This is a genomic window from Bacillus sp. NPDC077411 (genome assembly GCF_044543425.1).
GTDB classification, from domain to species: Bacteria; Bacillota; Bacilli; order Bacillales; family Bacillaceae_G; genus Bacillus_A; species Bacillus_A bruguierae.
Map to the genome: position 1 here is coordinate 107,850 of NZ_JBITWA010000013.1, position 23,813 is coordinate 131,662.

Here is a 23,813-nt window from a genome sequence, read left to right on the forward strand (position 1 = left end):
GTAATATTTGTACGAATTCGTATAGAACAAGAAAAAATCCCCTTAACATATTAAGGGGACTTCATTATTATATATGTTTTTCTTCCAACACACGTATAGAAACTGGATGTGAATAATGATTCATCACAAATACGGCACATGCTGTTAATAGTTCCGCAACAGGCATTACAAGCCATATTCCATTTACACCAAATAATTTTGGCATCACCCACAGAAGAGGAATGATAAGTAACAACCCTCGACTTAAAATAATTAAAACAGATTTTTTTGTTCGTCGTACAGATTGGAAATATTCACCATATACAATGTTATAACCTAAAAATACGTATTGCATGAAGAATAAACTAATTCCTATAACCGTCATATTTAATAATTCTTCGGATTGAACGTCAAATAAGCCGACCAGATATTTCCCAAAGAATAAACCAATCAGTGTTGCGATAACACCAAGTGCAACAGCTGTTTTAACCGCAATCTGTAACCCTTGTTTTAATCTTTCCGTTAAGTTTGCACCATAATGGAAGCTTGCGATTGGTTGCAGTGCTGCCCCAACACCAAAGAATAAAAGTAATGTCATCGCATGAATACTATTTACTATAGCATACGATGCAACGCCTTGTTCACCAGCATATTGAATAAAAGTGATATTAAATCCAATCGTTACAATCGCTACTGTAACCTCTGTCGTGAAACTCGGAAAACCAATGACCATAATTTGCTTTACGGTTTCCCATTCTAAATGGAGCTTCGTCCATTTTAAAATACTGTTTTTTCTAAAGAAATGACTCAGTAGCACAAGAAAACCAATTGCTGCTGATAAAATTGTAGCAGATGCTGATCCTGTCACACCCCAGCCTAGAATGAAAATAAAAATATAATTAAATACAATGTTTAACACCGCTGTGACAATCAAACCTGCCATAGCCAAATTCGGATTTCCATCGTTTCGTATAAATGTACTCAAGACATTTTCTAACACATATATCATTCCAAAGGTGAATAATACGTGTAGATAATCTAACGAATACGGTAAAATTACATCATTTGCTCCAAATAAGTACGCTATATCTTCTATTTTCCATAAACAAATAATCATTAATATACCAACAATCGTAACCGCTACCGTCATAGATTGTGTGAAAATAGAACGTGCTCTCTCTATATTATTTTCTCCTAAAGCAATAGAATACATTGTAGCTCCGCCCATCCCAATCCATAGTGAGATGGAGAAAAAGATAGAAAATGCGGGAACAGCAACGTTTACTCCAGCCAATCCATTTGCTCCCACACCACGGCTGACCATAACCGCATCGATTATAATATTCACCGACATCAGTACCATTCCAAGTACAGCCGGAATTAAATAAGAAATAAATAGACTTTTCATCGGTTTTTCTCTTAAATGCTCAGTTGTTTCCATTACAAAATTCTCCTTTACGTCTCTCTGTTCATATTGTAAACCTTCAAGTTACTTGAAGGTCAAGAGAGAAGTAAAAAATATATAAATGAGAAGCCTTTCTATTTCACTTTTTCATCACAGGGATTTGTATTTCTGTCACTTGCTCCTCTTGATTATCCGTTACAGACAAATCAATTAAGGACAGTTCAATTGCGTCACCACATATTTCATATCTATCTTTCTCAATAGCTAGTAGCAGCCTCTTGTAAGTCTTACCAGTTTCTTCGTATGGTCCATGATGATACGCACACGCATATATTCCCTCTTCAATTACATGAGAAGTAGTAATTTGAAATGGCATGTAATCAAGAAGAATAAATACACGATTGTATGCTTGAAAATCATGTTGTAATAATGCATCTTTTGCTACAGTTACACCTATATCACCTGAAAATAAACTATCATCTACTTGTTTCATATTTTTTTGAAGTGAATGAATATAATATTCAAACATATCATCTGTTACATTTGGAGTAATAGGAAGAGCTGTAATGTTCCGCTTTGGTAATTCTTTAAAAAAGACCGTATAAGCATCTGTTTGTACAGCTTCTTTCATTAAATGAATTTTATGCTTTATTTTTGCTAACGTATATTCAATTTCCCTTTGTTTTTTCAGTAACATCTCTTCCTGTTTCTCCAATAAATCCAGCGCAAACGCTGGTGTTCTTTCATCTATATATCGTTTAATTTCTTTTAGCGGTATATTTAACTGTCGTAAAAACTTAATCGTATCCAACATTGAAAATTGATCGATTGTATAGTAGCGATAATTTGTTTGCGAATCAACAATTGCTGGATGAAAGATTCCCTTTTCATCATAATACCGCAATGTCGATTCAGGGATATTATGCATTTTCGCCATTTCTCCAATTGTAAACCGTTGATTTAATAACATATTTACTTCTCCGTTCTTTTTATTTACCCATCCGTTTCCTTTATTATACAAGTGCAGGAACTGTATTATAAATAACAAAATCTCCAATACTAATTTCTTTTAAGCAATCGTAAATCTCATTACCATGTAACTACAATAAATGATGAGCAGAAATACAAGAAAAGATCATTTATAAGGGCTAATGTAGCTGTACTGTTATAAAAAATTATTAAAGATGTGTCATGAATGGAAAAGACATCTTTTTAAAGCAGATGATTACATGCCATGATGAAACATGTGTCTTGAAAAATAGACAGGCGAGCCTCTATGTCCCGGCTCGCCTGCCCATTTTTATCTAATACGCTCCATTGCCTCTTTCACTGTTGTTACAACAAACGTAATTTCTTCACTAGAAATTACAAGCGGCGGCGCTAACGTTAAAACGTTATTATAACCGGCTGTCGTCATACCGTTGCGTCCAATAAGTAATCCTTTTTCTTTACAAGCATTCACAACACTTGCAATTTTGTCCCCATCAATTGGTTCTTTTGTCGCTTTATCGTTTACAAGTTCAATTCCCACGAGTAATCCCTTTCCGCGAATATCTCCTACATATGGATGATCACCAATTGCCTCTTTTAATTGTTTCAATAGAAGAGATCCCATCTGAGCAGAACGATCAATCAAGCCTTCGTCCTCCATAATTTCTAAATTTTTAAGTGCTAATGCACAAGCGGCTGGATTTCCACCAAATGTATTAATATGCCGGAAAAATTCGTATTCTCCCGCCCCTTGAAACGCCTCATAAATTTCTTTTTTCACTGCCGTTACGGACAATGGTAAATATCCACTTGTAATTCCCTTTGCCGTCGTAATAATATCTGGCTTTACATCATAATGCATAAATCCAAATGGTTTTCCTGTACGTCCAAAACCACAAATGACCTCATCGCTAATAAGAAGTGCACCATGCTTTTTGCACGTTTCATGAACAGCTTTCATATAATTTTGCGGCGGCATTAAAATACCTCCGCCCGTAATAATTGGCTCCATAATAAATGCAGCTATCGTTTCGCTTAATTCCCACGTCATTACGCGATCAATTTCTTTTACACACTCCACATCATAAATATCCTCCACATCAATTCCAGGCATACGATAACAGTCTGGCGGTGTAACATGTAAGAAACCTGCAGCTAACGGCTCATATTGATATTTCCGCTGTGCTTGGCCTGTTGCTGCCATCGCCGCCATCGTATTTCCATGATAACCACGGTAGCGTGCCATAACTTTAAAACGATGCGGTTCTCCTTTAAATGCATAATATTGGCGAGCAATTTTAAATGCTGTCTCATTAGCCTCTGATCCACTGTTAGAGAAGAAAATAACGTATTCTCCTCCAAGCCACTCATTTAATTTTTCTGCTAATTGAATTGCCGGCTCATGTGATTGTGACATCGGAAAATAAGAAAGCTTTTTCAGCTGTTCATGTGCAGCATCAGCTAGTTCTTTTCTTCCATAACCACTATTCACACACCAAAGACCGCTCATTCCATCTAAATAGCGCTTTCCTTCACTATCCTCCACCCAACAGCCCTCTGCCTTTGTTCCAATCATTGTACTGCTCGGACTATACGGACGCATTCCATGCCATACATATTTTTCATCTTTTGCTAATAATTCTCCAATTTGCCTCGTTTTCACTATATATTCCACCTTCCATTACAACTTTTTATCTCTATAGCTGCTCGGTGCCTCATAAATAGTTGAAACTTTTTTCTCACTAAACTTTCATTCCACAAAAATAATATAAATCCTACTGTATAAACAAAAAAATCTACAATAAAAATGGATAAATTTAATTGAGAAAACAAATAAAAACAGAAGTGCCTTCCCTTAGCCAGAAAGCACTTTGTTTCTTAATGTGCCGATACGTCACTAATACCATGTCCTGTATTCGACTTTACAAGTATTTCATCAAATTTCGCCACATCTTCTTTCTTACTTGAGAAAATCGTTCCTAAATATGCCGCTAAAAATCCAAGTGGAATAGAAATGATTCCTGGCGTTGTATATGGAAATAAGGGATCCCCCACAAAAATCGCTTTTCCAGCCACTGGATTCCATACATTCGGACTCATTGCAACGAGGAGAATTGCGGAAGTTAAGCCAACAAGCATACCACAAACAGCACCCGTCGTATTAAAACGCTTCCAGTATATCGTAAATAAAATAACTGGTAAGTTCGCGCTTGCCGCAACAGCAAATGCAAGCGATACAAGGAACGCTACATTTAACGTTTGTGCAAATAACGCTAAAATAATAGAAAATACTGCAACTCCCACTGAAGCGTAGCGTGCCATTTTTACTTGTTCTTTTTCTGTTGCTTTTCCACGGCGTAAAATTTCATTATAAAAATCGTGAGCAAACGCCGATGCTGCTGTTAAAACAAGTCCTGCTACTACAGCTAAAATTGTCGCAAAGGCTACTGCCGAAACGAAAGCAAATAAAAGATTTCCACCTAACGCTTCTGCTAACATTGGTGCCGCCATATTACCAGCTGCATTCGCTTTCACAATTGCTCCATTCCCAACAAATGCTGCTGCACCAAATCCTAAGAAAATTGTCATAATATAAAAAGCTCCGATTAGCCACGTGGCATATACAACAGATTGACGGGCTGTTTTCGCATCACGCACTGTAAAGAAACGAACGAGAATATGCGGCAACCCTGCTGTACCAAGAACAAGTCCTAAATTTAGCGAAATTGTATCTAAACCATCTTTATACTTTACACCAGGATTTAAAAATGCTTCTTTCAATGGTGTCGCTGTCTTCATTTGTGCAAACATTTCTGTAATACTAAAGTTAAACTTTGAAAACACAATAACAGAAATAATAAAAGTACCGGCCATTAATAATACCGCTTTAACAATTTGCACCCAGCTCGTTGCTGTCATTCCTCCAAAAATAACATATACAGTCATCAATGTCCCAACAATGAGTACAGCCGCACTGTATTCGATTCCTAATAATAATTTAATAAGTGCTCCTGCTCCGACTAACTGTGCAATCATATAAAAAATTGAAATTGTCATCGTATTAAGAGCTGCTACTCCGCGTACTTTTCTTGCATCAAAACGCGCTGCAATCATATCTGCTAATGTAAATTTCCCGAGGTTTCGAAGCGGCTCTGCAACAAGATATAATACAACTAAATAGGCAACAAGAAAACCAATGCTATAAAAAAATCCATCAAACCCTGTTAATGCTATTGCTCCGGCAATTCCAAGAAAAGAAGCAGCGGACATGTAATCGCCCGCAATCGCCAAACCGTTTTGCCATCCTGTTAACCCACCGCCTGCTGTATAAAAATCACTTGCATTTTTTGTTTTTTTCGATGCATAATACGTAATAACAAGCGTTCCAAGAACAATGACTAAAAATAAAGTAAAAGCTGTTGTATTCAATATTTATCCCCTCTCTTTATCCAAGTTTTCAAGAATTTGATTCGATAATCGATCAAATGATTCTGCTTTTTTACTGTAAATCATGCACAATGTCCATGTCATAATGAACTGAGCAAATGCAAATACCCATGCCCATGTAATATCACCAAACGCCGATGTATTGAGCACCTTTGAATACGATGTTAAAATAGGCAAAGCAATAAAAAAACTGAAAAAGAAAATGCTCATCGGTACAATAAATTTTTTCTTTGCTTGTAACAAATTTTGAAATTCGGTAGACTGCACTACGTTCGAGTAATTGATTTCACCATTCAATTTACGCGCAGATGTTTCTTGTTTCATTTCATACCTACTCCTTTCTTTTCAATTGAAATCTCTAAAAACTTCCTTTCATAATTCAAAACACTAAATTTTATAAATATTCAGAAACTTAAGTTTATTTTAGACAATCTATTTTTGTAAGCAAAGATTTTTCGATAGACAAATTTTGTCATTTTTCTCCAATTTTCTAATATATTTTATTAAAATAAAAAGCAGTGCTTATCGCACCGCTTTTTCACCTTCTAAATTACGAGCTGTTTCACTTGTTTCGACATCTTTTACTTCTTTATATGTTTTAAACAGAAAATCGTAAAATAGATTCGATACTCCAAACCAATAATTCTCATTTTTATAATGATGGAGTGTATGCTGCTTCTTTAGCCACCTTCCGTACGGAGTTAATGGACGGATTGGCCGGTGAGCAATGTAATGTTTCCATTCATATACTAATAGCATAAAGATCATTCCAATTCCAAATGATAATGTCAGTGTAAGGTTAGAAGTAATACCATATACAATACATAAATAGATTGCAAATCCAGGAAGACTATACCACACAGGTAAAAACAGTAGCTTTAAATCATTCGGGTATACATGATGGTCATAATGAAGACGTTTTAACATTTTTAATAAAAATGGATTCTTTGGCGGTTTTAAATGGAATAAAAAACGATGTGTTACATATTCGTTAATTGTATAAAAGATAATACCTGCAATAACTGCAATAGCTGCAATCCATGTAAACAATTTCATGTTCAAAAACACGATAAAAGCAATTAAAACTCCAATCATAATGACAATATCGTGCTGAAGAAAATACTCTTTTATTACCCGTTTCATCCCCATTCCCCTCTCTCTTTTAGAAAGCGACCGTAACGCATTGTTATGGCCGCCTTTTTATTTCTATTCTATTCCCATCACAAATTTGCTTGTTCCCCCATTTGGATAGAAAGTATTGCTCGAACTGAATATATTCTGTTTTGGAATAATATGTTCCACTGCAAAAACTGTCACTTCTCCTCGTTGTACTTCTCCAATAATCAACCCTAATATTTCATGATTTACAGCAAATGTCGGTTGTTTTGTTTGAAGTAGTCGTTCAGCTATTTGAAGAACAGCCTCGTATAATGAATTTCTGTCTGTTACTTCTTTACGTATTTTTGCTGCTAATGTAATAATAATTTCCTTTTCATTTACGGTGGTTCGATACATAGAAATCTCCCCTTCAATCTTATATAAACAATTATAAAACTTTATATACAAAATGAATAGAAAAAGCAATATTTACATTCCGTAAAATAATTTGTACTTCCATTACACCAAACCAAAAACCAAGGCTTAACGGATTAAAAAACATGCCATGAAGAATTAATGAAATCCCCCTACCACTTCTTACCTTATATATTCGATATTTGAATATAAAATTCCTTGTTTTACATTTTGAAATCCACGATAAAAATACACATATTTAAAATATCCTTTTTTATCCACAAACATACAAAAACTGTCTGAACTGACAACGTTCATTTTTAATTTTTCAAGATATAGCTTGCTGCTATGCAGAACAAAACATGTCCTGCTCTCACCTCCTAAAAAAGTTTTTATGTTGGTTTCTTAATTGGTATTCATGTAGTGCGAAAGATTATTTAAAAATACAAAAAATAAAACCGCTTACTTGACTAAAATCTCCCATCACATGTATATTTAAGTTATTATTTAGCAGAATATTCGAATTTCAATTTTATGAATTTGTAAATATTTTAGATACCATTCACTAAATGAGAAAGTAATCATATTTAGGGGGCATTGTAGTATGCAAGGTAAAGTAAAATGGTTTAATAGCGAAAAAGGTTTTGGATTTATCGAAATTGAAGGTGCTGACGATGTGTTCGTACACTTCACTGCAATTCAAGGCGAAGGCTACAAATCTTTAGAAGAAGGTCAAGAAGTTTCTTTCGAAATCGTTGAAGGAAATCGCGGACCTCAAGCTACTAACGTAGTAAAACTTTAATTTGATACATGACAGGAGGTTATCTACTGATAACCTCCTTTGTTATTCTTCTGCATATTTCTTTTCCACAGAGCAAAAACTATGTGAAATGAGAAAATAAGGAGGAGAAAACAATGGGTTCACCTGTAAACGATTTTGAAGAAGTAAAATTCCGCGTAGAAACTGCGCAAAAGATGGTTGGTTCTGCGACAGTCACAATGGACCCTGAATCATTGCAGCACGCTACAAATGCCATTGAATCCGCTCGTCATCAGCTCGAAACAATGAAAGAAGTAGCAACAGATTTAGATGCACCGTTTCTATTGGATCAAGAAGAAAAATTAGAAAGATGCGAGCATCAATTACAAGAAGCAAAGAATTAAAAAACATCCAGAGAAGTTTCTAACAGGTTCACTTTTGAGGTGCAAAACGATAAAAAACGGACCATTTCTCATCGTAAATTGCAATTAAATATCAAACGAATTCTCAGTATAAATCACAACAAAGAGCTTAGAAAATTCCCCTAAGCTCTTTGTCTATTTTTAATGTAACTACTCAGCCATACATTTCATTTAGAAGTTTGGTAAGGAGTATAATTCCAGCGAAAATACACTTACCTATAATTGCTGCCATGAAGATAAAAATGGACCTACACCTCGCTGCCTTTCTTTGTTTTAAAACTTTGCGCGTGGCAGGAAAAGGCCCTGACCGCTACTATACATAGCCAGTCCCTCTTGACCACTTAAAAAAGGCTTTTCTACCGGTTTTTCATAGAGTGACTGAGTAGTTACTTTTTAATTAATGGAGTAACTAAATTTCTTGAATCATTTCCACTCTGTTTCCGAATGGGTCTCTGAACTCAAAACGTTCAAAGCCTGGGATTGGTACTCCTTCAATTATCTGAATGTTATTTTGTTCTAACACATTTCTCCAGTACGATATATCCTCTACTTGATAAGCTATATGGGCTTTTGTTTTTAATCGATCAACACCTTCTTCTGTACCTATATGTACATCTCTATCTCCGACTTTTAACCAAAATCCTCCGCGCCCCTTTAGTGATTCGGGCTTTTCTTTCTCAGGTAAACCAAGAATTCCACAATAAAAATTTTTCCCCTCTTCTTCAGCACCTTTTGGAATAGTTATCTGAGCGTGATGCAAACCAAGAATCATAAAATCCACTCCCATTATTAATTGAAATTTGAATTCTTCTATAACCAAATAATTTTTTTAACACTTTCTAAAGCCTCTTTCATTTTATATCGCCAAATACAATAACTGAAATATTGATTAATTATAATATTCGATAAGAATTACTTATGACTCTTTGAATTTTTTAAAAATTTTTTCCAGAATACAACACTTATCGTCAGTCTATCTTTTCTTGATAAAAAGTCGCCCCTTTCCGTTAGCAATGATCTTTCAAGGATAGATAATCTTCTTGCATAAAATTGCTTGTAGGTCTATCGCTGACTTTTAACAGCATATTGGCTACATATTCATCCGAAAGAGAACTTATATCCGTTGTGCAATCAACTGAAAAATATCCCTTATCCGATGGTGGTAAGGGATTTTCGATTGGGCTTTTTGTCCAAACCTTATATGTCTGTGTTCCATCAGATAAGACTTTATATAAAGGTTGTCCTTGCATAATCATACAAATAGAAGCAATTCACTTATCTGTCCAGCCATGTATTTCAGTTATTTACCTGTACACCTATTATATCTTTAGCGTAGCCAGTTCAGAAATGGAATAAAAAACTTTCACCTGAGCAAGGAGGTTATTGTAATTGTTTTCCATACTTTTGTAGCTTTTCTCCTATCGTACATTGCCGAATACAAAAGGAGTGAGCATAATATTTACTATGTTCTTTTCGAAAATGCTTTTGCAAAAAGCAACCATCGCAATATGTTTCTAATAAATCATTCACCTCAGTAATCAGTTGCTTACGATTCACTCCTTCTACACTCCTATTCTGTTATTTCTTTATGACTATCAATGTTTGTTCTTTGCAGTGCTTGTGTTGCTAATTGATGAGCTTCTTTATTTTGTTTCCTAGAAACCGGTTCACATACTAGTTTTATTTTCATCTGTTTTGCTTTTTGTTCAATCTGGTCTAAGTAATGAATTAAATGCTCCTCATAACATGGCCATTCACCCGCTAATTGTTGAAGAACTACTTGAGAATCACCGTGCAGTATAACCGATTCATATTTAACCCCTAGCTCTTCTAATATGTTCATTCCATATAATAACGCTGCATATTCCGCTTCATTATTATCATCAATTCCTTCTATGTAAGCATTGCGGCGAATTCGATACAATTTCCCCTGTTTCTTATAATAAATACTTACCCCTACACCTGCTTCTTTTGTGTCAATATCATACCCTCCATCAAAATACAGCGTAAGATCTTGCACTTCTTCTTCAACTTGTTTACTTAGTTTCTTAACTTCTTTTAACGTCCATTCTACTCCCATCTCATCCTGAAATAACAATTCCTTCGCTCTCCCTGTTTTTTCAAAATCCGCTGCGAATTGCATTGCCTCTTCTAAACGAAGAAAATCTGTTTCCAAACTAGTCTCTAAACCATCTTTTGTTCGATATAGCCAAGTAATTTTATATTTCATTTTGCTCCCCCTTTTATATACAAAAACTATACACGTTCATACTAAATATTATGCTTTTATTTTGTCTATGCGGTCCGTATTCTATTCGAAATTCATTTATCTTTATAGATACAAATTAAAAACCATCTTTTTTAGGCAGACGAGAGCATCTAGCCGCGCATCGAAATGGTGAGGGCCTTTTCCTACCACATGCAATGATGAAATCAAAAGGAGAAATGTTTTATTCTGCATAGCAGATGAAAAATTAAAATGTATTTAGATCCATCAACAAGATAACACGAAAAAATAAATAAGAGTTGCCACGATAAAGTGAACAACTCTCTAATGAATCTTACACAAATTTTTCAAACTGTACTCGTTTGTTAATAAAATACATAACAGGTCCCCCGATTGCCATTACAACAAACTCACCAATCGCACATGTTAACCATGTAAACAAAAATGGTAAGTCAAATGCAAGGTGTAGTTCAATCGCAATTATAAACATTGTAAATGTAAAGACCACCGTATTAAAGATCATACGCGCCCATATTCCTTTTATAAAACGCATAGAAACAATTGTACAAAGTAAAGCAATAATAGATTGTCCGACTCCAAATACAAGATCATATGCAATCATTGGCGAGAAAAAGAGGTTTGCTAAAAATACGCCTAACACAATTCCGTAAATATATTTTTTATTGAACACAATAAGGTGATTGAACATTTCTGAAATACGGAATTGAATATTCGTAAAACCAAAAGGTTGAATAAGCATAGTAACAGCAATATATAGTGCCGCTAAAATACCATTCCCAACAAGTGTCTTAATTTTCATTATACGCTCTCCTTAGTTTTTTTTCGTGGGATGGTTACGAACCACGTAAATATTATAATAAACAAAATTACATTATAATTATGATTCGAATTCAAGTCAATATAGAAAAAGCTTTGCTATATGTATGAAATGAACAAATTACAAAAGGATAGTCATACACTATTCTTTTCTTTTTATAAAACGTATAATAAAAACATGAAAGATTTAGGAGGTTTGTTCATGACAGCAACGATTCAAAACGAAAAAATGATCGTGTCCATTTCTGAAAAAGGTGCAGAACTGCAAAGTGTTCGCTTAAAAGAAGATCATACAGAATATGTGTGGCAAGGAGATGCAAAGTATTGGGGACGACGCGCTCCTATTTTATTTCCAATCGTCGGGAGATTAGTAGACAATACATATTATGTTAATGGTAAATCATATTCGTTAACACAACATGGCTTTGCTCGTGATTTAACATTTACGATAAAAAAACAAAGTGAATCAAAAATTACATACGCAGTAACAAGTAATGAAAAAACTTTACAAAACTATCCGTTTGCATTTGAATTACTTGTTTCTTATGAATTAAATGAAACATCTGTATATGTAACATACGAAGTAATCAATTCTAACTCGGAAGAAATGTATTTTTCAATTGGAGGACACCCTGGTTTTAATTGTCCGTTATTACCAAATGAATCTTTCACAGACTACTACTTATCTTTCAGTACTCCAGAGCGCTTAGAAGCAGGTGTACTAAAAGGACCATTTCTTTCTAAAAATAAACTCGTAATAGCCGAAGAAGCAACAAAGCTTCCACTTACATACGATTTATTTAAAAACGATGCACTTATATTTGAGGATATGAACAAAAATGAAATTACCATCCGTTCTCACAATCATAATAAGTTTGTCAAAGTTTCATTTGAAGGATTCCCATTTGTCGGTGTATGGACACCAGGAAATGATGCACCGTTCTTATGTATTGAACCTTGGTATGGCATCGCCGATGAATTAGAGCCTGCAAAAGATTTTAAAGAGAAAAAAGGAATTCAAATGTTAAAAGCGAATGAAACATTTACATGCTGCTATAGTATTACAATCGGTTAATTGGAGGGGTTCAGTTTGATTGAAGTGTACATCGATGGTGCATCAAAAGGAAACCCTGGCCCTTCCGGCGCTGGGGTTTTTATTAAAGGGATTCAACCACCTGTAGAGCTCACTGTTCCACTTGGGATTATGAGCAACCATGAAGCAGAGTATCATGCATTACTTACTGCATTAAAATATTGCACCGAACATAATTATAAAATTGTATCGTTTCGAACAGATTCACAGCTTGTAGAACGAGCGATTGAAAAACAATATGTAAAAAACCCATTATATGCACCACTTTTAGATGAAGCCCTGGAAATGATTCAGCAATTTGATCTCTTTTTTATAAAGTGGATTCCAAGCAGCCAAAATAAAGCAGCCGATGAATTGGCACGAAAAGCTATACAAAAAAAAGTAACGGAGGTAGTGTATTGAAAAAAGAGTGGATTGCTCCTCTCGCTTTATTGTTTGTTGCTTTCATTTGGGGAGCTACATTTGTTGTCGTTCAAAATGCCATGTCATTTGTCGGGCCATTTTCTTTTAATGGTGTACGTTTTTTATTAGCCGGAATGATTTTATTCATCATTCAGCTCATTTCTATGAAAAAAATACCTATTAAACACGTAGGCTTTAGTAGCGGTGCTGGTATGATTGTAGGATTCTTTTTATTTGTTGGGTATTTACTACAAACGTTTGGTTTATTATATACAACCTCTTCTAAAGCCGGATTTTTAACAGGGCTCAGCATTGTCATGGTACCCATTTTATCGTTTATCTTTTTAAAACAAAAAGCAAATCTATTTATCGTACTCGGAATTACAGCAGCTACAATTGGACTCTTTTTATTAACAGCTGGAGACGCTTTTCAATTCAATATAGGAGACATTCTTATCTTAGGTTGTGCTGTAGCATTTGCTGCTCATATCCTTGTAAATGGATTCTTTTCCAAAAAGGTATCTCCGTTATTATTAAGTACAACACAAATATTAACGGTTGGACTCCTCTCTTCTATTTGCGCTTTTCTGTTTGAAGATTGGGAGAAATTATTTTCGATGTCATTATGGACAAATCGCTCATTTTTATTTGCGCTCTTACTAACATCACTTTTTGCCACTTCCCTTGCATTTTTTATTCAAACAACCGCGCAAAAATATACATCTCCTACCCGCGTCGCTATTATTTTTGCAATGGAACCCGTCTTCGCAGCAATAACAGGTGTTCTTGTTGCAAATGAGCAATTATCGCTATCAGCTATCATTGGGTGTATTTGCATTTTCTTAGGAATGATCTTTGTAGAACTACCAAATAAACGAAAAAAAGAAATGCATGCTGCATAAAATTACTAGAATGAGAGCAGAATGAAGCACTTACTACATAGTATATATAAATCCAAATTAAAAACCTGACATAACCCCCTTTTCTTTTGAGATGGTCGAGAGCGTCTGGCCATGCGTAGAAGCGGTCAATTCCTTTTTCTTCCACATGCGAAGTTCAAACAAAGAGAGAAAGAAAGTAGCAGGTTATTTTTTGTTCAGCATGGCGGTAACTTTTGTGTTGGAATGTCAATTTGGATTTATATATATCCAAATTAAAAAACCGACATAAAAACCTCTTTCTTTTTAGGGGAGGACGAGAGTATCTGTCCGTGCATAGAAGCGGTCAGGGGCTTGTCCTGCCACATGGGATGTTTTAAAACAAAACATACTAAGATTAGTAGCACAGACCACGGCCATGGTCTGTGCTACTATTTTTTTATAGTAGAAGTGAAAAATAGGTCGTGCTTGCTCCAGAACCTCGAGTTCGCACACCAAAGCTGGCCTACTTCACTGCCCTTATAAGAATCAATTTCAGTATGTTGGATCATTGAGATCGTGTATAAGAAAAGGGAATCAATAAGGTGATCTGAAGACTTCTGCTAAATAAAATTTAACATTTCTTTTGCTACATCTAATGTTAAAACCAATCCATTTATGCATAGTTTTTCCAAACCGTATTTGATAATATATATAAGTGGACATTATATACATAATATATTAATAGTTAGGAAGGTATTAGAAATGAAAAGAACTCCTGAATTTATACTAGGTTTAATTGGAGGTATTTTAGGAGTTATAGGTACTTTTATTTTATCGATCATGTCTATTATTACTGTTATTGCCCTATATGGACATGTTGATTATAAAACTTTGACTTATTATTCTATTTTATTAATTATTCAAATAGGACTGTTAGTTTTAGCATGTTCAGTAAATAAGGTTAACAATATCGCCTACGGACTTTGTATGATATTACTCCCATTAGTAACATTGGTTATGTCAGTATTCATTTTATTCCTTCCAGTGGTTTTACAAATCATTTCAGGGGCATTTGCATTTAGAACTTTAAAACAGGAATCTAATTAAAATAATACCGGACTAATGAATCTAATAAAAAAGAGAGCAACATGTGCTCATCTTTAGATAACCGCTACCGTCAGGTGGTGGCTATCAACGATTATCTCTTACGAAAACCACCCTTTTCCTTTCGCTTTGGACGGCTGGAAAAAGGTGAACATACAAACCACGAGGTCTCTAAAGTAGACGTATCATTTGGTAAAGAAACGTCTATAGATTCGAACGATTAAAATAAAGTGGAACTTCTTTCACGAATAGAAGTTCCACTTTATTTTTTGGCCGCTCTTTACTCAATTACTCGTTGCTCTATATGATATATGTCTTTTTTCAATTTTTTCTTCAATTTCTCTTATGTTTTCTTTATCATTCAATAATAATTGTTTATTTTCTATTAATAACTGTTTAAAGGATTTTCTTATTTTTTTTCGCATATCAATCTTCCTCCTTAATTATTACAAGTGAAACTTCCCTAAGTGAGAGTTTTTTTCATCCCCCGCCTCTCTTCTTCATTTCTCTTTAAATCTTGGAGCGGGGGATTACTGCTCGTTAATACGGGATACAAAATTTTATTTATATAAAAGATAAATAATTATCTGTATTGTGTAATAATAAAAGATTCATGTGAAATCCATTTGAAATTCAAATGAAAACTACGTATATTTTTACATGAATTAGTATGTATATCGTTTTACTATTGAAACGTAACTTTGCTAGCAGCTTATGTACTACTATTACTATCATTCTACAGAAGCTAGATATTGTAGAAACCATATCTATATAAATCCTTTTTATTTTTTCGACATCTAAGTCGCTGCTATGCAAAACAAATCATGACCGCTTCTATACATGGCCAAATGCTCTCGCCTCCCCCAAAAAGAAAGGGGTTTATTTGTATTTATATAAATAATAACGCCCAATCAAATTCTTAATTTGATTGGGCGTTATCTATAGTTCGTTCAATATAAGTTCTTAAAAAAACACTTTCTATAACATATTTATGAACATTTCCGGTCTACCCCAGTTCATCTGCTCACAAACGAATTGTATTTTTTCCTTATCAATTGTGTGAAAAGCTTCTTCTAATCGACAAAAAATTGGTACTTCACAATGAATTTGTGCGAGTTGTAGTGACATGTGTAAATTATCTAAGTCACTCTCAATCTTTGTACGCTGTGCTTTTGTTAATGATGTAATGTTTTCCAAAACACCTGTAACTGTTCCGTGCTCTTGAATAAGCTTATATGCTGTCTTTTCACCAATGCCTTTAACACCTGGATAGTTGTCACTTGAATCACCCATAAATGCCTTTGCGTGAACAATTTGCCACGGCTCTACGCCCTTTTCTTCCATAATTTTTTCAGGCGTGTAAAATTCGTAATTTCCAATTCCTTTTCGAAGAAGCATGACTGTAATTTTTGTATCAACTAGCTGTAATAAATCTGTATCACCTGTTAAAATAAACACTTCCGCTTCATGTTGATACATTTTTGCTAATGTCCCAATACAGTCATCAGCTTCATATCCTTTCATACCAATAACTGGGATAGATAAATGTGCAGTCATTTCTTGCACTAAATCAAATTGTGGAATTAATTCTTCTGGCGGTGCTCCGCGATTCGCCTTATAGTTTGAAAATGTTTCTGTTCGAAACGTTGTACTCCCCATGTCCCAGCACGTTACAATATGAGTCGGTTCAACTGTACTAGCTGCTGTTAATAAATGCTTCATATAACCATGAATCCCGTTTGTTGGAATCCCATCTTGTTTTTTCATAAATTGTCCGTACACACTTGTTGCATAAAAGGCACGAAATAGCAATGCCATACCATCTACTAATAATACTTTTTTCATAATTCCTCTCCTAATGACAAAAATAAAAACCTCACGTCATGACGCAAGGTTATATAATCAAATAATGATTGTAATTGTTATTATACAATGATTTGCTTTATTTAGCATCCATAAAAATTACTTACAACATTGATGTAATAATTCCACATACGTATTATTTCCAGTGGAAACAACAACTGCTTTTGCTGTTCCGCTAATAATGTGAGTACCTTGATAGCATAAATTTTCAAGACAAAGTGGATTATAATCTTTTATGCGTTTTAGCGGCATAAATCGTTTTTTTTCAATGTGATAACAACTTTCATACTTTTCTACAAGCACCTCTTTTCCCGTTAAAGGAGATTCATCAACTAATACATCTTTTGCGTAAATAATCCGAGCGTCAGCTGGTACTGTATCACCTGCAGAAAGGCAAATCACATCTCCTGGGACCAATTCTTCTATTGGAATATTCATCATTTCAGAATCTGTGTCTATCCCATTCACTTTATCATTTGCTACTCTTAAAACAGTAACTGTTTTTGGTGTTATTGCGTTCGTTTGATTCGCTTCCTTTTCAAACAGATTTACTTTTTCCATCAACTTCATCATAATATGAGTCAACATCACTTTTTTATTCACATATCGCTCATTTTTTCCATATTGTACAATACGTCTTTTTGCCTCTTTAACAGAAAGACCATTTCTTGTTGTTTTAAAATAAGCATACACAGATTTTACATCTCGAATAGCAACTTCCATCAGCATTTCATTATTCTTCTGTAAAATCTCTTGTACTTTTATCGTTTTTTTATGATTTATATTATTTATAATTCCTTCTCGCTTGTTTACATATAACACCGTCCGTCTCCTCCTTCACACATGCAGGAAGAAACTCATTGTTTCTCAATTTATCTATTTACAGATATAGAGGGAGGAACAAGTCGTTTCCTACCTACATCACACATTCTATTTTCGAAATACCTGGGTAACGGAACCGAGTCCGAAGCTGACATTGTTCCTCACCTCCTCATATGATTATTTTTAGCTATGTATATTTGTACAACATACACCCTAATAAAAAAGACCTTTACCCGTGAGCGAGTAAAGGTCTGAACATACATAAATAAGCAAAGTTTAATACAACTACGTATCACGTAGTGTGTATTAAAAACAATTGCACCTCTCCCTCGCCGAGCTTTAGCACTGTATAGCATAGGTTCTTAACCAGCTACATTAAAAAAGACCTTAATTCGATCATTCTTGTTGACCCATTGGCGTCTCTCGACATTTTTGGGCAGTAGCATCTCTCTATACAGGAGCCTCACCTAACAGAGACATATTTTATTACATAGAAAATGTTACTCCTATTTAAAATAGATGTCAACACCTTGATTTCAAACTTTTCCTCATTACAACAAGTATTTCCTAGAAAAGCTATCTTCAAAAGAACTACTCTCTTCCTTCTTTCACACATCCTTTCAATTTGTTGAAGACAATCCTTTTCTACAACGTGTTTTTCAAAATGATGAACACGAACGTCTGATGAGAAAATTGCCAAATGAAATGATGGAGTTCTCTCAATATAATATGGAGAGAGGTACACTAGTCATCAACGCTCTCATTGAACGAGGAGTATTACCTAAAGATGATTCACAAGTAATCACAGGGATAATACAAGCTCTTATGATGCTATTACATAAAGATGAAATCGGCGAAGAACTATTTCCTAAAGTAATAGACAAACTTATTGAGTACGTATCAGAAGGATTAACGAATAAAAAATAAAAACCTTACGTATAAAACGTGAGGTTTTTTAATATGTTAAACATCCAGCAATCACAATTCCGATGGAAATTGATAAAAACATAAGGAAAAGTCCGACGGCTTGGTTATCTTCTTCGATGCTTTGATTAATGTTAAAACGCGGTGTGCACAATTCAGCTAAATAAAACACAACGATTTGCGCTAAAACTCCAATCGCTCCCCATAAAGCCATATCTATTAGTGAAACAGAATGAGCAGCAGTAGAATACAAGACGATAGCAAGACCGAGAAGTCTTCCTCCAAGTGAGTAGCTTGCTGCTCGATTCCCTTTCGCCATCAACGAAAATTCCTTTACTTTTGTTGTCACTTCCATAAGAAACAAACCAATACATAAAAGACCGAGTGAAACTGCTAAATAAAGTAAAAAATTCATTATTTATAATCCTCCTTTTTAATCCCTACAGGTAAATAATAAGATTCATTCCCCGTAATTTTTTCACCGGCACGTATACCAATACTACTTGGTTTCCCAGCAATTAAAAACGATCCAAACACATACGACAGCTCCTCGTTCCCTTTTTCAGTCTCAAGGGAAACAACCGGAAGCTTTATGTATTTTTGAAACACAGGAAGTTCTTTTTTATACGTTTGATATGAATTTTGAATCATAATACTCGTGTCTTTGTCACGAATTGTAACCGTATCACCTTCTCTACCAAACGAAGGTTTTTGAACAAAAGAACTTTTTCCTAAAAATAGATCTGGTTCTAAGTAAGTAGGCAGCATATATTCCTTAATCCATTGTCGTTCCTCATTTGTATAAAAAGCGCCTATCTCAGCTAATCCCCAAATCAAGCATTGTATCGATTTCGGCTGAAGTAGAAAGGACGAAATAGGATTTATAATAAAGAGCTTTCCTTTGTTTACAAGCTGCAGCAACTCAATCCCTACTAAATCTCCAGTTTTAGGATCCCGGTCCTCAACTAAATCTTCAATTGGATATGTTTGACGATACAAAATATCAATTGGCACACCGTCTCTGTCAACCAAAGCATCTTCAGTAATTCTGAGTTCTGACATTGACATCATTTTGTTTTTAACCTGACATAACTGACTCAAATACCTAGTCGTATTCCAATCTTCTATATGTTCATGATGGGCTGTGAAGACAACGTTTGGCATTTCTATTCCTTTAGCAGCTTCCATTACCGCTTTTGTGATACCAGAAGAAAGAAGACGTTCCTGATTCTCGTTTGGGTCATGATAATTTAATTCTTCACATACTTTTCCATTCATTTGAAAGCATTCCACAATAAAAGTTGGGGTATCACTATTAAACTCAAGCATTTTGATACCACCATCTGTCACAGCAAAATCAAACCGTGAAATAACAGATTCAGGAAACAGGGATTTCATTCTAATAAAAGGTAGACTTGAAGATGGAAAACCAAGTTCAAGAAGCTGATCATCCGGCAAAGTCCGAAGAAGACTAGCAGTCTTAAAGAATACTTTTCCCATTCGTTCTGTTGCTAATTGCAAATGCCTAATAGTTTGTTCTGTTATTTCAAAAACATGAAAAAGACTATACTCACTCCCATATAAGTCAGACCAAAAGTGAGGGTACCTTGAATAAAATTGACTTCGTTCCTTTATGTAAAACGACATGATTTAACCTCCGGATCCGCCATTTGAACCGCTTCCAATTCCCCCTTTAAAATCAGACGAAGCTTGATAGGACTTAAATTCAGGTGAATTTTTGAAAGTTGATTTATCTTGATAATAGTTACTACTGTAATAATAATGCCCATGATAACTTGAATGCTTATCATCACACCGCCACACCCCAAGTTCATCATCCCAATCCCAATCAGAACAGCTCTTATCATTTGGTTTTGGAGGGAGATCTTTTGTACAGCCAGATAAAGTACTGGCCATCAAAGAAGTAAGAACACCTGTTACTAACCATTTCGTTTTTGTCACCTTCCTACACTCCTTTATAGATTATATTTTTATTATAATAGAATTCATGATAAAGTAGAAGAAAAAGGAAGGGGGATTACTATTGCGGTTAGAATATCGACTCAATGATGAAGCCAAACAATATCCTGCCTTATGGAACTATGCGGATATTTCTATCACTGAAACCGTCGCAAGGATGACTTGTGAGTATTTCGTTAAAGAAGGAGATACGTATGTCGTAACAGCGACCGCGATGGACTCTGACGGAACGGCGGTATTATATGTCGAAAAAGAAAAGTTCTTCGATGATTCCTCAGAAAAAACATATTCCCATATAGGTTTTGAGATTAGAGAACTACAAGGAATAAATTCGATTTTGATAGAAAGTAAAGATGTATGGAACCATGAAGAAATCTTAACGTACCTTCATTCAGATATTTTGTACGTTCAAAAGGACGGAATATTGATGGAATTCGCCTTAGACTCAAGAGAAATTGATGAAGATCGAAAGTGCTATGTTTATTATGGAGAATTTACAGGTGAATGCAGGTAATATTTAAAAATCCTATGTTATAATACAAATTAAAAACCTCCTTTCTTTTTAGGGGGGCGAGAGCATCTGGCCACGCATAGAAACGGTCAGGGCCTTTTTATGCCACGTGCAATGTTTTAAAACAAAAGGAGAAAGCAAGTAGCGATCATGTTATATTCTGCATTGCAGCGACTTATATTTTCCACATAATAAAACTCAAATCATTCCTAGTAGGCTGACAAAAAATAAAAACCTTACGTATAAAACGTAAGGTTTTTTATATAGACCCACATATGCCGTTCTCTTCTAGATGTCCATAAACCCGCTCTCGCAGGTGGATGTTCTCAAAAATGCTTTCATCTTCCTTCTTAAAAAGATGGCTTGATGGCTACATTTTAATATTGAACTTCCGTATTACTATCATTGGTTTAAGACATACACAAGCTACGTACATCGTAGGCAGTTAGTATTAATCGTAAGTATAAATAGAACCCCGCACGTGCCGTCCCTCGTAAATGTCCAAAAACCCGCTACTCGCAGGTGGATGTTCTCACAGTTGCCTTTCATCTTCCTTCTCAAAGAAAGGCATGATGTTGGCCTCTAAATATCGAACTTCCGTATTACTATCATCGGTTTTAGACATAAATAAGTTACGCACACCGCAGGATGTTTTATTTATTTATCGTTATCTTATCACATTGTTCGCAACGTGTAAAATATATTGTTTTTAAGTATTTCTTGTTTGTGTCCCTATTGTAATACAAATTTTTTTGACGTGCAATAGGCTACTGTTTTTCTTTCATAATTATATTTTCAGGATAAGAAATCCAATCACTCCAGCTGCCTACATATAATTTTACATTTGTAAAACCAGTCATTTTTAACGTTAATACGTTTGGACACGCCGTTACACCAGATCCGCAATAAACAATCGTTTCTTTCTTTTTATCAAGATGGATAAATCGCTCTTCTTGTTCCTTCTGCTCCTTAAAAGCACCAGACTCTGTTACACCATCTTTCCAAAAATAATTTTGCGCATTTGGAATGTGACCAGCTGCTTTATCAACTAATTCTTCTAATCCTGCATAACGCTTTGGTTCTCGCGAATCAATCAGTGTTATATCAGCATGTTTGCTAATTTTAGCTTGCAGCTCTTCCATTGTTACGACAGTATCATGTTGCACTGATGGAACGAATGTCTTCAGTGCGAAGACCGACATCTCATTCACTACTTCCAAATTTTGTTCCTTCCATGCTGGGAAACCACCATTTAAAACATATGCTTTATTATGCCCAAGATATGTTAAGAGCCACCATAGACGAGAAGCCATTGCTCCTCCTTGGCTATCATATGCCACAACTGTCGTATGTTCATCAATCCCAGCTTGTGAAAGCTTTTGTACAAACTCTTCTATACTCGGAAGCGGATGACGCCCCCCATGCTTTGTAACTGGACTTGATAAATCTGTATTTAAATCAAAATAGAGCGCCCCTGGAATATGTGCTTCATTATATTGTTCTCTTCCCCAATTTGGATTTGCTAAGTCAAAACGGCAATCAATAATTCTAACATGCTCATCTTGTATATGTTCATGTAACCATTCGACTGTAACAATCATACTTAACGACCTTCTTTCTCTTTTAAACGCCCTACGTATTCCATTACCATTTCTTCTGTTACAATCTTGCGCTGCTGTGCAATGCCGTTTTTTGCAAGTTCATTAATTTGTTTTGTTACCATATTAATTACATCAACAGAGAAAGATTTCCCATTTAACGCAAGTGATACAGCCGCTTCAATCGCCGCTTCGCGCTGTGCTTCTAACTGTAGAAATGCTTTCACCACTTCATTTTGTTTGCGAGAATGTGCTGTAATTGCTTCATGTACTTCCATGTTCTCTTCCTCCTACTATAAGTCCATCGTAAGCCGAATCATATCACGACATACAATGCCATTTTCCATAATCTCTTCTTCATAATGCTTTGAAAAGTAATCAAAATCAATAGAAAAAATGCGAAATCCACATTTTTGATATAAAGCAAGCTGCGAAACACTAGAATTGCCTGTTCCAATTTCAAGCGTGTGCATGTTTTGTTCTTTTGCCGTTATAATCGCATGCTGTAGCAACTGCTTTCCGCTGCCTTTTCCCTGTTCTTTTTCAGAAACAGCAATATTCATGATTTCCATTGTATTGGGGCGCGTTTCCAACAATACATATACACCAATCACACGTTCAAGACGCTTTGCGATATAAATGATGCCCCTATGGAGATACGATTTCAATTGTCGTTCACTTGGATCGGCAAGTAATAATAACGAAAGCGGTGCTTCATTTGGTGAAACATGTTCAATTACTAATTCTCCCATGAAAATTCTCTCCCCTCCTTGTTCTAAACCATACTTGTCTTCCATAAGTAATACAAAGGAGGTCATTACTATGGACAACAATGAAAAGAAGTGCAATATAATCTCCATTGATGAGAAGAAAAAGAAAAACGGTACGTACTCCTACCCCAAATTAGTGATAGAAGGAAAACCATATGAGTTCACTTCCTTCGTCTTATGCGGCGAAACGCCAGATGGAAGACGTCTCGTCTTAACTCATATGGTTTCCTCAGATGAATTTGCTGGATTTGTAAAATCATTAGATACTGTACTACAAAAACGTATTGAACGTATTTTTTTCTCTTAA

At 35.0% G+C, this 23,813-nt stretch carries 30 protein-coding genes, 2 other RNA genes and 2 riboswitches; of the genes, 9 read left to right on the plus strand and 23 right to left on the minus strand.

Annotation, left to right across the window (positions count from 1 at the left end):
• Positions 1–67 precede the first annotated feature (67 nt).
• From ACIGHG_RS16855 to ACIGHG_RS16885, 7 genes are all read right to left on the minus strand, one after another.
• The gene (locus ACIGHG_RS16855) at positions 68–1,420 is read right to left on the minus strand and encodes an MATE family efflux transporter (protein ID WP_336471708.1); all 1,353 of its coding nucleotides are present in this window, start codon (positions 1,418–1,420) and stop codon (positions 68–70) included.
• Positions 1,421–1,523: 103 nt separating this feature from the next.
• Entirely contained in the window at positions 1,524–2,354 is an 831-nt protein-coding gene (locus ACIGHG_RS16860) for a MerR family transcriptional regulator (protein WP_336471707.1), read from the minus strand.
• Positions 2,355–2,684: 330 nt separating this feature from the next.
• Positions 2,685–4,037, minus strand: coding sequence for an aspartate aminotransferase family protein (locus tag ACIGHG_RS16865; protein ID WP_336471706.1), 1,353 nt, complete (start codon positions 4,035–4,037; stop codon positions 2,685–2,687).
• 215 nt (positions 4,038–4,252) lie between these two features.
• Entirely contained in the window at positions 4,253–5,803 is a 1,551-nt protein-coding gene (locus tag ACIGHG_RS16870; RefSeq protein ID WP_396549521.1) for a solute symporter family protein, read from the minus strand.
• A 3-nt stretch (positions 5,804–5,806) separates the two neighbouring features.
• Positions 5,807–6,145, minus strand: a complete 339-nt coding sequence (locus ACIGHG_RS16875) for a DUF485 domain-containing protein (RefSeq protein WP_336471704.1) — start codon at positions 6,143–6,145, stop codon at positions 5,807–5,809.
• 198 nt (positions 6,146–6,343) lie between these two features.
• The gene (locus tag ACIGHG_RS16880) at positions 6,344–6,964 is read right to left on the minus strand and encodes a sterol desaturase family protein (RefSeq protein ID WP_336471703.1); all 621 of its coding nucleotides are present in this window, start codon (positions 6,962–6,964) and stop codon (positions 6,344–6,346) included.
• Between the two features lie 63 nt (positions 6,965–7,027).
• Entirely contained in the window at positions 7,028–7,336 is a 309-nt protein-coding gene (locus tag ACIGHG_RS16885) for a cytoplasmic protein (protein WP_336471702.1), read from the minus strand.
• A gap of 601 nt (positions 7,337–7,937) precedes the next feature.
• Here ACIGHG_RS16885 and cspD point away from each other — a divergent pair.
• Positions 7,938–8,135 carry a cold-shock protein CspD gene (cspD, locus tag ACIGHG_RS16890; protein WP_090912344.1) on the plus strand — a complete coding sequence of 66 codons (198 nt, stop codon included), beginning with the start codon at positions 7,938–7,940 and terminating at the stop codon, positions 8,133–8,135.
• A gap of 113 nt (positions 8,136–8,248) precedes the next feature.
• Positions 8,249–8,497: a DUF2564 family protein gene (locus tag ACIGHG_RS16895; RefSeq protein ID WP_090912346.1), complete on the plus strand. Its 249-nt coding sequence runs from the start codon at positions 8,249–8,251 to the stop codon at positions 8,495–8,497.
• A 427-nt stretch (positions 8,498–8,924) separates the two neighbouring features.
• On the opposite strand, the gene ACIGHG_RS16900 is transcribed toward ACIGHG_RS16895, so the two are convergent.
• The 5 genes from ACIGHG_RS16900 to ACIGHG_RS16920 form a co-directional block, all read right to left on the minus strand.
• The gene (locus ACIGHG_RS16900) at positions 8,925–9,287 is read right to left on the minus strand and encodes a VOC family protein (protein ID WP_336471701.1); all 363 of its coding nucleotides are present in this window, start codon (positions 9,285–9,287) and stop codon (positions 8,925–8,927) included.
• Between the two features lie 235 nt (positions 9,288–9,522).
• Positions 9,523–9,771, minus strand: coding sequence for a hypothetical protein (locus ACIGHG_RS16905; protein WP_396549525.1), 249 nt, complete (start codon positions 9,769–9,771; stop codon positions 9,523–9,525).
• A gap of 124 nt (positions 9,772–9,895) precedes the next feature.
• Positions 9,896–10,072 (minus strand): zinc-finger domain-containing protein, encoded by a 177-nt coding sequence (locus ACIGHG_RS16910; protein ID WP_336471700.1) that lies wholly within the window; start codon positions 10,070–10,072, stop codon positions 9,896–9,898.
• 13 nt (positions 10,073–10,085) lie between these two features.
• Entirely contained in the window at positions 10,086–10,745 is a 660-nt protein-coding gene (locus tag ACIGHG_RS16915) for a ribonuclease H family protein (protein ID WP_336471699.1), read from the minus strand.
• Positions 10,746–11,076: 331 nt separating this feature from the next.
• Entirely contained in the window at positions 11,077–11,562 is a 486-nt protein-coding gene (locus ACIGHG_RS16920; RefSeq protein ID WP_090912354.1) for a QueT transporter family protein, read from the minus strand.
• A gap of 6 nt (positions 11,563–11,568) precedes the next feature.
• Positions 11,569–11,613, minus strand: a riboswitch (PreQ1 riboswitch).
• Between the two features lie 168 nt (positions 11,614–11,781).
• Between ACIGHG_RS16920 and ACIGHG_RS16925 the strand changes: the two genes are divergently transcribed.
• From ACIGHG_RS16925 to ACIGHG_RS16940, 4 genes are all read left to right on the plus strand, one after another.
• Positions 11,782–12,654 (plus strand): aldose 1-epimerase family protein, encoded by an 873-nt coding sequence (locus tag ACIGHG_RS16925; protein ID WP_336471698.1) that lies wholly within the window; start codon positions 11,782–11,784, stop codon positions 12,652–12,654.
• Between the two features lie 15 nt (positions 12,655–12,669).
• Complete coding sequence (locus ACIGHG_RS16930; RefSeq protein WP_396549528.1) at positions 12,670–13,074, plus strand: reverse transcriptase-like protein; 405 nt, start codon at positions 12,670–12,672, stop codon at positions 13,072–13,074.
• Complete coding sequence (locus tag ACIGHG_RS16935) at positions 13,071–13,976, plus strand: DMT family transporter (RefSeq protein WP_336471696.1); 906 nt, start codon at positions 13,071–13,073, stop codon at positions 13,974–13,976. Before ACIGHG_RS16930 ends, ACIGHG_RS16935 begins: the two co-directional genes overlap by 4 nt.
• A 720-nt stretch (positions 13,977–14,696) precedes the next feature.
• On the plus strand, positions 14,697–15,041 hold the full coding sequence (locus tag ACIGHG_RS16940) for a DUF4064 domain-containing protein (protein WP_336471695.1): 345 nt from the start codon (positions 14,697–14,699) through the stop codon (positions 15,039–15,041).
• Between the two features lie 281 nt (positions 15,042–15,322).
• On the opposite strand, the gene ACIGHG_RS16945 is transcribed toward ACIGHG_RS16940, so the two are convergent.
• The 3 genes from ACIGHG_RS16945 to ACIGHG_RS16955 form a co-directional block, all read right to left on the minus strand.
• Positions 15,323–15,463 (minus strand): FbpB family small basic protein, encoded by a 141-nt coding sequence (locus ACIGHG_RS16945; RefSeq protein WP_090912362.1) that lies wholly within the window; start codon positions 15,461–15,463, stop codon positions 15,323–15,325.
• A gap of 553 nt (positions 15,464–16,016) precedes the next feature.
• The gene (locus tag ACIGHG_RS16950) at positions 16,017–16,883 is read right to left on the minus strand and encodes a 5'-3' exonuclease (protein ID WP_336471694.1); all 867 of its coding nucleotides are present in this window, start codon (positions 16,881–16,883) and stop codon (positions 16,017–16,019) included.
• Positions 16,884–17,000: 117 nt separating this feature from the next.
• Entirely contained in the window at positions 17,001–17,723 is a 723-nt protein-coding gene (locus ACIGHG_RS16955; RefSeq protein ID WP_336471693.1) for a P-type ATPase actuator domain-containing protein, read from the minus strand.
• A 316-nt stretch (positions 17,724–18,039) separates the two neighbouring features.
• A riboswitch (M-box (ykoK) riboswitch) is annotated at positions 18,040–18,205 on the minus strand.
• A gap of 202 nt (positions 18,206–18,407) precedes the next feature.
• Here ACIGHG_RS16955 and ACIGHG_RS16960 point away from each other — a divergent pair.
• Positions 18,408–18,650: a hypothetical protein gene (locus tag ACIGHG_RS16960; protein WP_396549531.1), complete on the plus strand. Its 243-nt coding sequence runs from the start codon at positions 18,408–18,410 to the stop codon at positions 18,648–18,650.
• 28 nt (positions 18,651–18,678) lie between these two features.
• Here the strand turns inward: ACIGHG_RS16960 and ACIGHG_RS16965 are convergent, their stop codons facing one another.
• Genes ACIGHG_RS16965 through ACIGHG_RS16975 form a run of 3 tightly spaced genes read right to left on the minus strand, consistent with a single transcriptional unit; the run spans position 18,679 to position 20,609 of the window.
• Entirely contained in the window at positions 18,679–19,065 is a 387-nt protein-coding gene (locus ACIGHG_RS16965) for a DUF350 domain-containing protein (RefSeq protein WP_090912368.1), read from the minus strand.
• Complete coding sequence (locus ACIGHG_RS16970) at positions 19,062–20,294, minus strand: glutathionylspermidine synthase family protein (protein ID WP_396549533.1); 1,233 nt, start codon at positions 20,292–20,294, stop codon at positions 19,062–19,064. Before ACIGHG_RS16970 ends, ACIGHG_RS16965 begins: the two co-directional genes overlap by 4 nt.
• A 3-nt stretch (positions 20,295–20,297) precedes the next feature.
• On the minus strand, positions 20,298–20,609 hold the full coding sequence (locus tag ACIGHG_RS16975; protein WP_336471690.1) for a hypothetical protein: 312 nt from the start codon (positions 20,607–20,609) through the stop codon (positions 20,298–20,300).
• A gap of 82 nt (positions 20,610–20,691) precedes the next feature.
• Between ACIGHG_RS16975 and ACIGHG_RS16980 the strand changes: the two genes are divergently transcribed.
• On the plus strand, positions 20,692–21,141 hold the full coding sequence (locus tag ACIGHG_RS16980) for a hypothetical protein (protein WP_336471689.1): 450 nt from the start codon (positions 20,692–20,694) through the stop codon (positions 21,139–21,141).
• Positions 21,142–21,400: 259 nt separating this feature from the next.
• Here ACIGHG_RS16980 and ssrS (ACIGHG_RS16985) read toward each other — a convergent pair.
• The 5 genes from ssrS (ACIGHG_RS16985) to ACIGHG_RS17005 all read right to left on the minus strand — a co-directional run bounded on the left by ssrS (ACIGHG_RS16985) (position 21,401) and on the right by ACIGHG_RS17005 (position 23,488).
• A non-coding RNA gene (gene ssrS / locus ACIGHG_RS16985) (6S RNA) lies at positions 21,401–21,585 on the minus strand.
• 21 nt (positions 21,586–21,606) lie between these two features.
• Positions 21,607–21,791: non-coding RNA, 6S RNA (gene ssrS, locus ACIGHG_RS16990), on the minus strand.
• Between the two features lie 114 nt (positions 21,792–21,905).
• Positions 21,906–22,739, minus strand: coding sequence for a sulfurtransferase (locus tag ACIGHG_RS16995; RefSeq protein ID WP_090912376.1), 834 nt, complete (start codon positions 22,737–22,739; stop codon positions 21,906–21,908).
• A gap of 2 nt (positions 22,740–22,741) precedes the next feature.
• A complete protein-coding gene (locus ACIGHG_RS17000) occupies positions 22,742–23,014 on the minus strand; it encodes a YpbS family protein (protein WP_336471688.1) in 273 nt (90 codons plus the stop codon).
• A gap of 15 nt (positions 23,015–23,029) precedes the next feature.
• Complete coding sequence (locus ACIGHG_RS17005) at positions 23,030–23,488, minus strand: GNAT family N-acetyltransferase (RefSeq protein WP_396549536.1); 459 nt, start codon at positions 23,486–23,488, stop codon at positions 23,030–23,032.
• A gap of 70 nt (positions 23,489–23,558) precedes the next feature.
• On the opposite strand from ACIGHG_RS17005, the gene ACIGHG_RS17010 reads away from it, so the two are divergent.
• Entirely contained in the window at positions 23,559–23,813 is a 255-nt protein-coding gene (locus ACIGHG_RS17010) for a DUF3931 domain-containing protein (RefSeq protein ID WP_020059547.1), read from the plus strand.

What these genes read in the sequence shown, in the direction of transcription:
- ACIGHG_RS16920 (WP_090912354.1), bottom strand. Translation starts at nt 11,562, where the DNA reads ATGAAAATTAAGACACTTGTTGGGAATGGTATTTTAGCGGCACTATAT.
- ACIGHG_RS17000 (WP_336471688.1), bottom strand. Translation starts at nt 23,014, where the DNA reads ATGGAAGTACATGAAGCAATTACAGCACATTCTCGCAAACAAAATGAA.
- ACIGHG_RS16880 (WP_336471703.1), bottom strand. Translation starts at nt 6,964, where the DNA reads ATGAAACGGGTAATAAAAGAGTATTTTCTTCAGCACGATATTGTCATT.
- ACIGHG_RS16875 (WP_336471704.1), bottom strand. Translation starts at nt 6,145, where the DNA reads ATGAAACAAGAAACATCTGCGCGTAAATTGAATGGTGAAATCAATTAC.
- ACIGHG_RS16905 (WP_396549525.1), bottom strand. Translation starts at nt 9,771, where the DNA reads ATGATTATGCAAGGACAACCTTTATATAAAGTCTTATCTGATGGAACA.
- ACIGHG_RS16995 (WP_090912376.1), bottom strand. Translation starts at nt 22,739, where the DNA reads ATGATTGTTACAGTCGAATGGTTACATGAACATATACAAGATGAGCAT.
- ACIGHG_RS16945 (WP_090912362.1), bottom strand. Translation starts at nt 15,463, where the DNA reads ATGCGAAAAAAAATAAGAAAATCCTTTAAACAGTTATTAATAGAAAAT.
- cspD (WP_090912344.1), top strand. Translation starts at nt 7,938, where the DNA reads ATGCAAGGTAAAGTAAAATGGTTTAATAGCGAAAAAGGTTTTGGATTT.
- ACIGHG_RS16925 (WP_336471698.1), top strand. Translation starts at nt 11,782, where the DNA reads ATGACAGCAACGATTCAAAACGAAAAAATGATCGTGTCCATTTCTGAA.
- ACIGHG_RS16940 (WP_336471695.1), top strand. Translation starts at nt 14,697, where the DNA reads ATGAAAAGAACTCCTGAATTTATACTAGGTTTAATTGGAGGTATTTTA.
- ACIGHG_RS16885 (WP_336471702.1), bottom strand. Translation starts at nt 7,336, where the DNA reads ATGTATCGAACCACCGTAAATGAAAAGGAAATTATTATTACATTAGCA.
- ACIGHG_RS16915 (WP_336471699.1), bottom strand. Translation starts at nt 10,745, where the DNA reads ATGAAATATAAAATTACTTGGCTATATCGAACAAAAGATGGTTTAGAG.
- ACIGHG_RS16970 (WP_396549533.1), bottom strand. Translation starts at nt 20,294, where the DNA reads ATGTCGTTTTACATAAAGGAACGAAGTCAATTTTATTCAAGGTACCCT.
- ACIGHG_RS16860 (WP_336471707.1), bottom strand. Translation starts at nt 2,354, where the DNA reads ATGTTATTAAATCAACGGTTTACAATTGGAGAAATGGCGAAAATGCAT.
- ACIGHG_RS17010 (WP_020059547.1), top strand. Translation starts at nt 23,559, where the DNA reads ATGGACAACAATGAAAAGAAGTGCAATATAATCTCCATTGATGAGAAG.
- ACIGHG_RS16950 (WP_336471694.1), bottom strand. Translation starts at nt 16,883, where the DNA reads ATGAAAAAAGTATTATTAGTAGATGGTATGGCATTGCTATTTCGTGCC.
- ACIGHG_RS16900 (WP_336471701.1), bottom strand. Translation starts at nt 9,287, where the DNA reads ATGATTCTTGGTTTGCATCACGCTCAGATAACTATTCCAAAAGGTGCT.
- ACIGHG_RS16960 (WP_396549531.1), top strand. Translation starts at nt 18,408, where the DNA reads ATGAGAAAATTGCCAAATGAAATGATGGAGTTCTCTCAATATAATATG.
- ACIGHG_RS16855 (WP_336471708.1), bottom strand. Translation starts at nt 1,420, where the DNA reads ATGGAAACAACTGAGCATTTAAGAGAAAAACCGATGAAAAGTCTATTT.
- ACIGHG_RS16895 (WP_090912346.1), top strand. Translation starts at nt 8,249, where the DNA reads ATGGGTTCACCTGTAAACGATTTTGAAGAAGTAAAATTCCGCGTAGAA.
- ACIGHG_RS17005 (WP_396549536.1), bottom strand. Translation starts at nt 23,488, where the DNA reads ATGGGAGAATTAGTAATTGAACATGTTTCACCAAATGAAGCACCGCTT.